The organism is Natrialba sp. SSL1 (assembly GCF_001861355.1).
Taxonomy (GTDB): Archaea; Halobacteriota; Halobacteria; order Halobacteriales; family Natrialbaceae; genus Natrialba.
This window is the reverse complement of sequence record NZ_MASN01000030.1, coordinates 371,642-383,985: the sequence shown is the minus strand read 5'-3', so window position 1 is coordinate 383,985 and position 12,344 is coordinate 371,642. Positions and strand designations below refer to the sequence as shown.

14 protein-coding genes and 1 tRNA gene are annotated in these 12,344 nt (G+C 62.3%); 8 read left to right on the top strand and 7 right to left on the bottom strand.

Translation table 11 applies throughout. The features are described 5' to 3' along the window. Positions 1-16: 16 nt before the first annotated feature. The 4 genes from BBD46_RS09930 (at position 17) to BBD46_RS09915 (ending at position 2,890) form a co-directional block, all read left to right on the top strand. Positions 17-946: a replication factor A gene (locus tag BBD46_RS09930; RefSeq protein WP_071401536.1), complete on the top strand. Its 930-nt coding sequence runs from the start codon at positions 17-19 to the stop codon at positions 944-946. 2 nt (positions 947-948) lie between these two features. Continuing rightward, positions 949-1,581, top strand: coding sequence for an RPA family protein (locus BBD46_RS09925; RefSeq protein WP_071401535.1), 633 nt, complete (start codon positions 949-951; stop codon positions 1,579-1,581). Between the two features lie 199 nt (positions 1,582-1,780). Then, positions 1,781-2,299 (top strand): VOC family protein, encoded by a 519-nt coding sequence (locus BBD46_RS09920; RefSeq protein WP_071401534.1) that lies wholly within the window; start codon positions 1,781-1,783, stop codon positions 2,297-2,299. A 138-nt stretch (positions 2,300-2,437) separates the two neighbouring features. Next, positions 2,438-2,890, top strand: coding sequence for a CopG family transcriptional regulator (locus BBD46_RS09915; protein ID WP_071401533.1), 453 nt, complete (start codon positions 2,438-2,440; stop codon positions 2,888-2,890). Positions 2,891-2,954: 64 nt separating this feature from the next. On the opposite strand, the gene BBD46_RS09910 is transcribed toward BBD46_RS09915, so the two are convergent. Together BBD46_RS09910 and BBD46_RS09905 are read right to left on the bottom strand one after the other, a co-directional pair. Further along, a complete protein-coding gene (locus tag BBD46_RS09910; RefSeq protein WP_071401532.1) occupies positions 2,955-3,920 on the bottom strand; it encodes a TIGR03885 family FMN-dependent LLM class oxidoreductase in 966 nt (321 codons plus the stop codon). A gap of 262 nt (positions 3,921-4,182) precedes the next feature. Continuing rightward, a complete protein-coding gene (locus tag BBD46_RS09905; RefSeq protein ID WP_071401531.1) occupies positions 4,183-4,638 on the bottom strand; it encodes a DUF5814 domain-containing protein in 456 nt (151 codons plus the stop codon). Positions 4,639-4,809: 171 nt separating this feature from the next. Here BBD46_RS09905 and BBD46_RS09900 point away from each other — a divergent pair. The 4 genes from BBD46_RS09900 to BBD46_RS09885 all read left to right on the top strand — a co-directional run bounded on the left by BBD46_RS09900 (position 4,810) and on the right by BBD46_RS09885 (position 7,617). Continuing rightward, positions 4,810-4,881: transfer RNA gene (locus tag BBD46_RS09900), tRNA-His, on the top strand. Positions 4,882-5,232: 351 nt separating this feature from the next. Continuing rightward, positions 5,233-5,814 carry a carboxymuconolactone decarboxylase family protein gene (locus BBD46_RS09895; protein WP_071401530.1) on the top strand — a complete coding sequence of 194 codons (582 nt, stop codon included), beginning with the start codon at positions 5,233-5,235 and terminating at the stop codon, positions 5,812-5,814. A gap of 131 nt (positions 5,815-5,945) precedes the next feature. Continuing rightward, positions 5,946-7,205, top strand: a complete 1,260-nt coding sequence (locus tag BBD46_RS09890; RefSeq protein WP_071401529.1) for an ABC transporter substrate-binding protein — start codon at positions 5,946-5,948, stop codon at positions 7,203-7,205. 1 nt (position 7,206) lies between these two features. Further along, the gene (locus BBD46_RS09885; protein WP_071401528.1) at positions 7,207-7,617 is read left to right on the top strand and encodes a hypothetical protein; all 411 of its coding nucleotides are present in this window, start codon (positions 7,207-7,209) and stop codon (positions 7,615-7,617) included. Positions 7,618-7,746: 129 nt separating this feature from the next. Here BBD46_RS09885 and BBD46_RS09880 read toward each other — a convergent pair whose 3' ends face one another. The 5 genes from BBD46_RS09880 to BBD46_RS09860 form a co-directional block, all read right to left on the bottom strand. Continuing rightward, positions 7,747-8,733 (bottom strand): carbohydrate ABC transporter permease, encoded by a 987-nt coding sequence (locus BBD46_RS09880; RefSeq protein ID WP_071401527.1) that lies wholly within the window; start codon positions 8,731-8,733, stop codon positions 7,747-7,749. A gap of 5 nt (positions 8,734-8,738) precedes the next feature. Continuing rightward, the gene (locus BBD46_RS09875; RefSeq protein WP_071401526.1) at positions 8,739-9,698 is read right to left on the bottom strand and encodes a carbohydrate ABC transporter permease; all 960 of its coding nucleotides are present in this window, start codon (positions 9,696-9,698) and stop codon (positions 8,739-8,741) included. Positions 9,699-9,719: 21 nt separating this feature from the next. Beyond that, on the bottom strand, positions 9,720-10,853 hold the full coding sequence (locus BBD46_RS09870; protein ID WP_071401525.1) for an ABC transporter ATP-binding protein: 1,134 nt from the start codon (positions 10,851-10,853) through the stop codon (positions 9,720-9,722). A 204-nt stretch (positions 10,854-11,057) separates the two neighbouring features. Further along, positions 11,058-11,249, bottom strand: coding sequence for a hypothetical protein (locus BBD46_RS09865; RefSeq protein ID WP_071401524.1), 192 nt, complete (start codon positions 11,247-11,249; stop codon positions 11,058-11,060). Positions 11,250-11,324: 75 nt separating this feature from the next. Continuing rightward, positions 11,325-12,068 carry a hypothetical protein gene (locus BBD46_RS09860; protein WP_253184539.1) on the bottom strand — a complete coding sequence of 248 codons (744 nt, stop codon included), beginning with the start codon at positions 12,066-12,068 and terminating at the stop codon, positions 11,325-11,327. Between the last annotated feature and the right edge of the window lie 276 nt (positions 12,069-12,344).

The following is a 12,344-nucleotide window of genomic DNA, read 5'->3' as shown; positions in this document are numbered from 1 at the left end:
GAGGAGGCGTGACACCATGAGCGACGTACGACAGCACGCGGACGACATCCACGACCAGTTTTCGGACCACCTCGACGTGAGCGTCGAGGACGTCGAAGAGCGCCTGGCCACGCTCGTCGACGAATACAAAGTACCAATGGACGAGGCGCGCCGGAGCGTCACCAACCACTACCTAGAGGAGGCCGGCCTCGACCGCGAGGACCTCTCGAGTGGCTCGAGCGAGGCGGTGAACGTCGAAGACGTCGACGAACCCGAGGAGTGGGTCGACCTCACGGCGAAAGTTATCGAACTCTGGGACCCACGAAGCGACGCCGTCGCCCAGGTCGGCCTGCTCGGCGACCCGACGGGAACGATCAAGTTCACCAAGTGGGCTAAATCAGAGCTTCCCGCACTCGAGGAGGGCGGCGTTTACTCCCTCGAGAACGTCGTGACCGACGAGTACCAGGGTCGGTACTCGGTCAAACTCAACAGCACGACGATCATCGAGGAACTCGACGAGGAACTCGAGGTCGGCGACGACACGAGCGAGATCGAAGGTGCGCTCGTCGATATGCAAAGCGGCAGCGGCCTCATCAAGCGCTGCCCGAAGGAGGACTGCACCAGAGTACTCCAGAACGGGCGCTGTAACGAACACGGCGAGGTCGAAGGCGAATTCGACCTCCGAATCAAGGCCGTCGTCGACGACGGGCTGGACGCCCACGAAGTAATCTTCGACAAGGAGGCGACGGAGGAGCTGACCGGGCTCTCACTCGAGGAGGCCAAGGACATGGCGATGGACGCACTCGACACGACCGTCGTCGCCGACGAAATCGCGGACGACATCGTCGGCACCTACTACCGCATCGAGGGGCCGACGTTCGGCCGCTACGTGCTCGCAGACGATGTCTCCGAACTCGACGGACCCGCCGATGCTGAACAGCTGCTGATCAAAGCGAGGTCGATGTAACCATGAGCCAGGCAGAACTCACCCGCGAAGTCGCCCGCCGCGTCTTCGCCTCGGAATTCAACGATTCGACGTACACGTTCAAAGAAAGCGACGACGAGCGCGCGCCGAACTTCGCCCTGCTCCCGACGGGTGACCGCGCGAACCGCGCGTTCATCGTCGGCACGCTGACTGAGACCGAGGATGTCGGCGAGGACAGCGAGTACTGGCGCGGCCGCGTCGTCGACCCGACGGGGACGTTCTTCGTCTACGCCGGGCAGTACCAGCCCGAAGCGGCCTCGATCCTGCGCGAGACCGAGCCGCCAGCGTACGTCTCGGTCGTCGGCAAGCCCCGGACCTACGAGACCGAAGATGGTTCCGTCAACGTCTCCGTTCGACCCGAATCGATCGCAGTTGTCGACGCCGCGACCCGCGACCGCTGGGTCGTCGAAACCGCAGAACGCACGCTCGACCGCATCGAGGCCTTCGAGGAGTGGGAAGCCGAACAGGAGGCCCCCGAGAGCGCGTCGACTGCGCCGACGAACGAGTACGCCCAGATGGCCCGCGAGCAGTACGACTCGCCGGTCGTCAACTACCGCAACGACGTGATCCAGGCACTCGAGCAACTCGAGGAGCAAGAGGCTGACGCGACGGCGTAACCGTCGGCACCGATTCGATTTTTGTCTGTCCGATGCCGACAGTGATAGCGTACCTGCACCGATACCCGTAGTCGCGTCGCTGCGACGCCACACCGCCGCGCCGCTGCACGGCCGCCCCGCCACCGCTCGTCGGACCCTTTCTTTCCCACTGCCCGCCGCCAGCCCCATTATTACCCGTTCGGGCGGCGTACACGAACCCATGCCCGAGCCGAACGAGTCCACGTCCGAGTCGAGCGACACCAGAACCGAACCGAACACAGACCGCACCGACGACCGTCCGCAACTCGTCGGCATCAACCACGTCGCTCTCGAGGTCGGCGACATCGAGAATGCACTCGAGTTCTACGAGTCGCTGTTCGCGTTCGAACTCCGGGGGCGGTCGGAGACCGCAGCGTTTCTCGACATGGGCGATCAGTTCATCGCGCTATCGGAGACCGCCAACGCGGCGGCGACCGGGGACGAGAAACGCCACTTCGGCCTCGTCGTCGACGACCTCGACGCTGCCGAACGCCGACTCGACGACCAGGGCGTTGACCGTCTGGACGTGCCGGGGCTCGAGTTCCGAGATCCGTGGGGGAACCGCGTCCAGTTGGTCGAGTACGGCGAGATCCAGTTCACGAAAGCCGAGCACGTACGGGAGGGGATGGGACTCGAACTCGAGAAGTCGGCGGACGCGATCGCCGAACTGGCCGAGAAGGGGCTGGCACCGGAGTCGTAAGCGCCCGAGCATCCGAGCGTGCGACGCCGGGCGACACCGGGCGACGCCAGGCGATGAGCTGGACGTTCGAACCGAATTCGATCTTCTCGTCTGACGAACCGTTAAGTGGAATGCCCGGTGAGTAACTGACGAGTACGAATGGGCAACAAGAACAAGACGATCTCGTTTCGCGTCAACGAGGACGCGTTCGACGCGCTTCAGGACATCGCCGAGGAGCGCGACATCTCGCTGTCCGCGGTGTTTCGCGACTACGTCGACCAGCTCGTCGAGCACGACGGGCAGGTCGCGGTCGTTCCCGAGCGCGAACTCGAGATCAGATCGGCCGAGGGTGCTGGTAGCAGCGATGGCGACGACGCGGACCTCTCGTTCCCGCCGACCGTCGAGGTCCCGAAGAGTTTCATCCGCGAACACGAGCGACTCGAACTCGAGACGGACCATCTTCGCGAGCAACTCGACGAGTACAAAGCCTACGTCACGCAGCTCCAGGATCGACTCGAGGACGAGGAAGACGAGGTGCTGTTGCTCGACGATCTCGACGATTTTGACGAGATCGACGGCGCTGATGTGGACGACTCCTACCAGTTGCGGTAGACAGTCAACGGATGCGGGTTTGAGAGCCAGGGGCCATCAACTAGCCGTCAGCCGCTATTACATCCTAGTCGAACGCCGGCAGCACGTCCTCGCCGAACGCTTCGATGAACTCCTCCTGATTCGTGTTGACGTTGTGGAGGTAGACCCGATCGACGTCGAGTTCGAGGTCCTGTTCGATCCACTCGCGATGCTCCTCTAGGTCCGCAGAGACACGGACGTTCGCTTCCACCTCTTCTTCACCAATCTGCGCCCCGAGTTCGTCGTAGTCCTCTGGCGTCCGAAGCTCCTGTGTGACCGTCCCCGGAATACACTGATTTCGCCACTGCTCGACCGCGCCCTCGAGTGCAGCCTCCTCGTCGCTCGCGTAGGAGTGTTGAGCCTTGAGGTACACTGGCTTCTCCGGAGCGTGCTCGCGGAAGGCCTCGACGCGAGCCGCGTCGTCTTCGTGATTCGGCGTCGCGATGGTGATCATGCCGTCGGCCCACTCGGCCAGCCACTCGGCGGTCTCCTCGGACAGCGCCGCTCCGATCAGCGGCGGCGGCGTCTCCGGGCGGGAGTAGAGCGTCGCCCGCTCGACATCGACGCGCCCGTGGTGGGTCACCTCCTCGCCGTCCCAGAGTCGCCGCATGACTGTCGCACACTCCTCGAGACGCGCGTTTCGTTCTTCCTTGATTGGCCAGTCTGCGCCCGTAATGCCCTCGTTGAGCAGCTGCCCGCTGCCGACCGCGAGCCAGAACCGCTCGGGGTACATCTCGCGCAGTGTCGCCGCTCCCTGCGCGATGATCGCCGGATGGTAGCGGTAGCCGGGCGCGTTGACCGTCCCGAACGTCAGGTCTGTCGCCTCCAGCGCCGACCCGAGCCACGACCAGACAAGCCCCGACTCGCCCTGCTGCTCGCTCCAGGGATGGAAGTGATCCGAGGCGAGCGCGTGCTCGAAGCCCTGCTCGTCTGCGAGTTGGGCGTACTCGAGTACCTCGCTCGGGGCGAACTGTTCGTGGGAGGCGTGGTAGCCGAGGACGTTGGCTGTCATTGCTGGTCACCTTTGGGTGGGGTGGGTCGTGTTCGGTTGTTCTGTGGAACGCGACGGCTGGTATGGGTGGACCAGCGCCGGCGCGATGGCTGCCGGGAGAGCCGTCCTCGGAGTGAAAGCTGTGGCGACAACACGGTGGTGTCGTCTACGGATGGCTACTTAGTTTCTCGACGCGCAGGTGCATGAAGAGCGGGTGCGCAGTTGTGTGCGCGGTTATATCGATAGACGCTCGCTCCCCCAGACGGATCGCTGTGCGAGCGAGCTACCGTGCGAGATCCTGCTTTGACTGCCGAATCTCGTCGCGCTTCTCGTCTGCGCCCTCGACTCGCGCCAGACTCTCAGCAGCCTCGAGCGTCCGCACGCCGCTGTCGAGAAAGGAGAGTACGTCGCCCGAGTAGGCATACACCATGTAGTCGTCACTCATCACGTCAACGATCGCATCGGGGCCGAGCCCCTGCGCTCGTAACTCGAGTAGGTACTCGGTGAACTTCCGCTCGGGACAGCCACAGTAGGGGTTGTTGTCGCAGTCGCAGTCGAGGAAGTCCTCCGTGAAGTCGAGCACCCGATCCCGAGTTGCGTCGTCGAGCTTCTCGAGTCCCGCGCCCTGAAAGAGCATGTCGAGGGTGGCACCCTTGAACGCGCCTTTGGGGATGTTCGTCTCGAGCTGGGAGCTCAGTTGCCGGTGGTTCTTGACGTAGATCTTGTCGGTGATGGCCACGCGTTGGCGGACGTACGATAGCGTGGCCGAAAAACGTCTCGGTCGGCGATTCAGGTTCCGATCGGAACGTGACTGCGAGCGGCCGACAATCGCGGTATCTGCTACCACGATCACGTACGCGAGTCGTAACGTATTTCAGGTTAACCGGACCTACATACGTCTGCAAGCGTGTCCGGGTTGGGGTAGTGGTTATCCTTCAGCCTTGTGGAGGCTGAGACGCGGGTTCGATTCTCGCACCCGGACTTTCTGACGACGACTTCATGGAGGAGTCGAAAGTCCGACCGAGATCGAACCAGACGAGTCGCGCGCAGCGCCAGCGAGCACGTCTCGGCGTGGTTCGATTCTCGCACCCGGTCGTTCTTCGGCGTTGTCGCGAACGGAGTGAGCAACTACTCGGCGCAGCAAGCTGATCCGATGAACAAACTCGTGAGCCGACGGCATCCTCGGAGACTCGAACAACGGAAGACGTGGCCCACAAATGTAGCGAGTGGGACCGTCTTCAGGTAGCTTGATTCTCGCACCCAATCGTTTTCACAGTGAACACGTCACAGCAGCATCACTGACCTATTTTTACTCACCGACGAACGTGCGCATATGCCACGGATTCCACCCGTCGACCCCGAGGAGTTCCCGGCCGACAAACGCGACCTGCTCGACACGCTGTCCGATAAAGACGTTCCACCCGAAGAGCGCGGCCACTCACTCGAGGGCGGCACGCTCAACGTCTACCGAACTATGGGTCAGGACCCCGCCCTACTGGAGCAGTTCCGCGCCTACGGCTCCGCGGTCTGGCGCGAAAGCGGCCTCTCACCCCACGAACGCGAGTTCGTGATTCTCGCGACGGCCTACTACGCCGACTCGGCCTACGAGTGGCACCAGCACGTCCGCGTCGCACTCGACGAGGGGATGGACCCCGAGCAGATTCTCGCCGTGTCCCGCGAGGAGCAGGATCGACTCGAGTACAACCACGCAGCAATCGTCGACTACGTCGCGGCGTTCGTCACGGGTGCGGTCGACGACGCGACGCACGATCGACTGGCCGAGTGCTACGACGACGAGACAATTTTGGGAATCGGGATGCTCTCGGGGTGCTATCTCGGCCTCGCGCGATTGCTGGATGCGCTTTCGGTCGAGTGCGAAGCGCCGTTCGTCGGGTGGGATCTCGAGAACTGCTGAGGAAGGTTTGGTTCGTTTCGAATCTTGTTGCAATGCGACCGGATCAGTCTCCCTGCCAGACTGGTCGCCTTCCTGTACTTACACCAACATGTGGAAAACCATTATGATACCGATCGGTCATAGGACACTCCATGGGAGACGATACCATGAACGTCGACCGTCGCGGTGTACTCCGTGGCGTCGGCGGCGGGGCGATCGCACTGGCGGGACTGGGCGGCGCTGGCGGCGTCAGCGCGCAGGAGGCGGTGACGGTCACGGCCGTCTGGACTGACGACGAGGAGGAAGACTTCCTCGCCGTGGTCGACTACGTGGAGGGAGAGACCGGCGTCGATATCTCGTACGCGCCGCGAGACACCGAAACGCTCCTGACGGAGACGCTGATGGACTACGAGGCCGGCATCGCGACCGCCGACATCGTCGTGTTGCCGACCGAGGGGCGAGTGAGACGGGACGGCCAGGCGGGCCACCTCGAACCGGTGGGTGACCTGTGGGACGAAGACGAGTACTCGACCGAGCACGCGGTTGTCGAGGCGAACGGTGAGGTCTACGCCGCTCCGTTCGGAATGGACCTCAAGCCGGGCTTCTGGTACCGCCAGTCGTTCTTCGAGGAACACGGACTCGAGGAGCCCGAGGATTACGACGCCTTCCTCGACCTCCTCGACGAAATCGACGGCATTGAGGGCGTCGAGGCACCGCTCGCGTCCGGGAACGGCGATGGCTGGCCGCTCAGCGATGTCACGGAGGCGTTCATCCTTCGGCAGGACGACGGTGCCCAGCTCCAGCAGGATCTTATCGAGGGCGACGCCGAGTTCACCGATGATCGCGTCGTGACGGCCTTCGAGGAACTGCAGGAACTCTTGCAGGCTGGCTACTTCAGCGAAGTGCGAGACTTCGGTATCCAGTACGAGTTCTTCTGGGAGAACGAGACGCCCCTGTACTTCATGGGGTCGTGGACGCCGACGTTCGGCCCGATCGAGGATCCAGAAGACCTCGAGTACTTCATGCTTCCCGGCACCGACGCGATGGTGACCAGCATCAACTGGTTCACCATCCCTGCGTATACGGACGCGACCGACGCGGCCAGAACCGCCGTCGAGGGTATCATCTCCCCCGACGGACAGGAGGTCTGGACCGAACGCGGTGGCTTCGTTCCGTCCTCGCTCGAGGTGCCGGCGGACGCCTTCGATGTCGGCATCATGCAGGAGCTGTCCGAACACGCGGACGAAGTCGATCTCGTCCCCGACCTCGACGACGCGGTCGGCGATCCGTTCCAGGCCGAGTTCTGGTCGCAGCTCCTCGGCCTCTGGGCCGAACCGGACCAAGACGTCACCGGCATCGTCGAGTCGCTTGACGGGTCCCTGCAAGAAACCGTGCAGGAGGACGGCCCATAGCGTGTCGAGACTCGAGACCGACGGCGGTACCGACACTGATACGACCACCACAGGCACCGACGCCGAGGGGAACACCAGCAGCGGGACCTCCCTCGGTCTCGAAAGCGGACCGAACAGCAAGGCCGGACGCGACACTCGCAACGGCGGGGTACTCGAGTCCCTCCGAATCGTCGGCCAGGAGGTCCGGCGCAGTAGTGCCAACGCCGTTGCGGTCGACCTGCTGTACGTGTTCACGATTGGCTTTTTTGCGAGTCTCGCGATTCGCGGGTTCTGGCCGGCGCTGATTGCGGCCTTCCCGATCGCGGTGTTGCTCGGGTTCGCCTGGCTCTCCTCGCGGCTGTTTTTCCTGACGAACGTGCTTGCAATCATCGCGGCAATCGCAGCGACGAGGATGGGATTGTTGCCGCTGTGAGGTGCTGAACGGACTTTTTGTGGAGTTGTGAAGTGGCAGAGTGAGTTCTGCGCCGGTTGGCGAAGTGTGGATTAGTCCTGTGTCGGTTGGTAAGATATGAATTAGTTCTGCGCCGGAGAGGTGTGAGGGTCAGTCAGCAACCGCAGCAACCATTCCTCGCTTGTAGTACCGCTCCAGCAGCAAGAACAGGATCACCGGCACGGCCATCGTCATGATCGAGCCGGCGGCGATCATCCCCCACTCGACCTGCACGCGTCCGGTCATCAGCGGGAGCACCTGCGGCGCGAGGTAGAGTTCCGGCGAGCGCATGAACACCAGCGGGAAGAAGAAGGCGTTCCAGACCCAAGTGAACTGAATCACCGCTACCGAAACGAGCGCGGGCGTCGACAGTGGCAGGATGATCGTCCGGAAAATTTGGTACCGCGAGGCTCCGTCGATCCGCGCGGCCTCCTCGAGTTCCTCCGGAATCCCGAGCAAATAGTTTCGCAAGAAGAGGACGACCCAGCCCAGTCCCCAGCCGATGTGGATCAGGATCAGCCCCATGTAGGTGTCGAACAGCCCGAACTCGTGCAGTGCATTGTAGTTCCCCATCGCGACGAGTTCCGGCGGCGCGGCCATCACGAGCAGTATCAGGAAGAAGAGCGTCGTCTTCAAGGGGAACTCGAATCTGGCGAACGGGTAGGCCGCCATCACGCCGAGGAGCATCACGATGAGCACTGCCGGAATCGTGACGATGAACGTGTTTCGCAGCGCCCGGCCCATCGGCGCGGTGCTGTAGTCCCACGCCTGGTAGTAGTTCTCGAGCGTGAACGTCATCCCCTCGACGTGCCACCAGCCGCCGATGATCTCCGAGAGGGGCCGGAACGAGGCCATGAACAGGCCGATGAACGGCACGATCCAGAGGACTGCGATGGTGATCGAGACGAGATACGTGAGCGCGCGCCTACTTGTGGGGATCGTCTCGCTGAGCCGAGTCCGCCAGTCGAGATCGGCCTCCGGAGCCGTCTCGGGTATCTCTTCGGTTCGCAGGTATTGGCCGCGCTCGCGCTTGCGGTCGCTCGTCGTGTCTGCTCCCGCATCGATGCCGGTCGGATTGAGTGGGTCGTCGTCTGTCATTGGGATCACCGCATGCGAGCGATATAGAGCGCGAGTGGGGCGACGATGAACAGCTGGAGCAGTGCGACGACCATCGCCATCCCGTAGTCGATCTGTGGCCGGAACGCGGCTCGATACACCTCGATACCCAGCACGGAGTAGGCGTGGTTGGGACCGCCCGCAGCGCCGCCAGCCGCGTAGACGATGTCGAACATTCGCATCACCCAGATGATGCCCATGATGACGACGACGGCGGTCACCGGCTTGACCAGCGGCCAGATGATGTCCCAGAACCGTCGCCACGCGCCGGCACCGTCGACCTTGGCCGATTCGATCAGCGATGGGTCGATAGCGGACAGCGCCGAGCTGTACAGGAGCATACTGAAACCGGTGTGGACCCAGATGCCGCCTGCGATAAGCGCGTAGATCGCCACCTGCGGCGACTGGGTCCAGTTGCGGACCAGGTGTCCCTGGCCGATCACCCGCAGGAACTCGTTGAAGATGCCGGCCTGCGGGTCGTAGACGAACATGAGCACCAGACCGATGACGATCGGTGGAACGGTGAAGCCCGCAAAGACCATCGACCGCAGGATACGCCGCCCCTTCAGATCGGCGAACAACAGCGCGAGCGCCAGCCCGAGGAACGTACTCGCCGGGACGTGCAGGACCACCCAGAGGAGGTTGTGCGTGAGCGCCCCCATTGGATACTGGAACTCCCGCATGTTCGACCAGTTGACGATAAGCGGGTCGGTGAGCGACCGAACCCAGTTGTCGATGCCGACGAAGTGCTCCATCGTGAAGGTGTCCCAGGAGTAGAAGCTCCCGATCGCCGAGTAGACGATCGGCCCGACGGAGAAGATCGTAAAGAGCGTCAGCCCGGGAATCAGAAAGACTGCGATGGCGATCGCTTTGTCTCGGTCGACGGCCAGTCCGTCTGCCCGATCGGTGTCTGCGGTGACCGCGTCGAAGTGGTCTCGGAGGCTCATAGCTCGGGTTCCTGTGTTCCGTTAGCCGACCAGCTCGCCGTTCTCGTCGTACAGGTAGGCGTCCTCGTCGTCGAACGTGAGGTAGACGCGCTCGTCGCGCGAGACGGTTCCGTCGGCCAGTTTCGCGTTCACGAGTTGGTCGTTGACTGTGACGTTGACGAGGACGTACTCGCCGAGCGGTTCGACGGTGTCGACCCGTCCTTCGATCACGTTGCCGGCTGTCGGCCGCGAGGTCGTGATGGTCAGGTCCTCCGGACGAACCCCCAGTGCGACCTCGCCCTGGACGTCGCCCGTCACCACGCTGGCAGTGTCACCGTTTCCCGGCGATGCCGGCCGCGCGACCTCGTCGTCGACTGTCTCGCCGCCCCGCAGTACATCGCCCAACTCGACGGCTCCCGCTTCGCCGAAATCGATCGACCCGTTCCGCCGCGTGCCCTCGAACAGGTTCATCGGCGGCGAGCCGATAAACCGGGCTACCCACGCCGTCCGCGGGCGCTCGTAGAGTTCCTGTGGCGGCGCAACCTGTTGAATCGTCCCACGGTTCATCACCACGACCCGATCGGCCATGCTCATCGCCTCCTCCTGATTGTGGGTCACGTAGACGGTCGTGATGTCCAGCTCGTTCTGGAGCCGTTTCAGTTCGACGCGCATCTCCTGGCGGAGTTTCGCATCGAGATTCGAGAGTGGTTCGTCGAGCAGAAACACCGATGGCTCCCTGATGATCGCCCGCGCGAGCGCCACCCGCTGGCGCTGTCCACCCGACAGCGCTGCCGGTTTCTTCCCGACCTGATCTTCGATGTGCAACAACGTGGTGACTTCCTCGACCTTTCGGTCGCGCTCGTCGGGCGGGACGCCCCGAACCCGCAGCGGGTACCCGATGTTCTCCGCGACCGTCATATGCGGATACAGCGCGTAGTTCTGAAACACCATCGCCACGTTGCGACTGCTCGGCGAACGCCCGTCAACCCGCTCGTCGTCGAAGTAGATCGCCCCCTCAGACGGCTGCTCGAGCCCCGCAATCAGCCGCAGCGCGGTCGTCTTCCCACAACCTGACGGGCCGAGAAACACCAGAAACTCGCCGTCGACTACCTCGAGCGTTAGCCGGTAGTTCGCGATGGTCTGCCCACCGTCGAAATACTTGCTAACATCATCCATGACAATTGATGTCATTAGGAGATACGTACGCGCGAGTCATCCATTAATCCCGAACCTACCAGCACGGGTGCTGATACGTCCGAAAATCGGAGTTTCACTGCGAGGTTAGCATGTGTGGATTGGTATCGGAGCTCCTGGTCTCCAAGATTGTGGCTTTATTCGCCCCACTTGCTGGCTCGAGCAGCCATCACCTCGGACCGGTCGCTACTCGAGACACGCGGTTCCGTCATGCCGCGTCAGAATCGATGGCACCTCGTCAGGCCCGACCCACACCTGCACGCTGATACATCCGTCACCGTGTTTATCTGCAATATTGCTCTCGCGGGCCGTCTCGCCGATCGCAGTTCGGACGACAAACTTGCCAGGCTCCGTCGGCAGGTCCACGTCTACTTCCATGCCACCCGTCAGACCCCCCTCCGCCGCATCGATTTCGTGTATCGCCTCCCGAATTTGAACCTCTTGTGCCCTGGTTCATTGGGTCACGGTCACCGTTCCAATCGAATTAGTGTCACCCCCCTTCGAGGAACTGTCGACGGTGATTCTGCTAGCCAGTTCGTGCTCACCCGGTTCCTCGAAGGTGTAACTGAACTCGTACTCCGGTCCGCTGGCATGTTGACAGTCTGGTCTGCCGTCAACCACTCCGTTACGAGTTTCTACCGCTTCGCCGTTGACCAGGAGTGCGGCAGTGAATGACGTCTCAGCACCGTACGTCGCAATGCTGAATTCCACCGTGACGTCCTCGCCGACTGATACTGTCTCAGGCTCGAACTCAGGCCCCCAAATAGCCAGGTTTGGTGAGTCCAGATAGTGCGAAACGGTAAGTTGCTCCGAGGCAAGAATCTCCTCACCCGGGCCACGAATCCGTACACGTTTGTCGCCTTGACTGGGAACCGTCCGTACTTGTTCTGGTCCCTCGCCGAAACCGACCGACCACCCACCCTTGTTGGTCTCGACGGTAACTTCCTCGATGATTTCGTCCTCGTCGACGATTTCGAGGAGTAGTTCCGTGTTGCAGTCCCCTGCTTGGCCCTCTACACTCCCTGTCCTCGTTGTGGCGCCACCACACAGGGGTTCCACGGATACAGACGCTCGGGTAATCTCAACAGCATCGCACGCCTGAGATTGTGACGAGTTCGATGACGTGTTTGAGAGACAGCCAGCAGAAAGCAGTGGGGCCGAACCTGCAAACGCCGTTATGAAGGCGCGCCTTTTCATTAAAAAATGAAAATGTGGGTGGGAAATAAGCTTTTTGCTAATACCGTTCAGGGGCGTCAGCGCATCACGGCGGACGAAGTGAGCCGCGGTTTCACTCAACGCGACTGACGGGAGCGTCGAGGTAGTTGCAGTTGGTTTTTGTGACTAAGAAGTTCCCGCAGCGCGTGTAGTGAGCGAGAAAACCCGAAGAGTCAAAAGAGGTATGCGCCTCCCGGATTTGAACCTCGCCGAGACGGTCCTGCTCACTCACTCCGCTCGTTGCGCGGGCTGCGACTC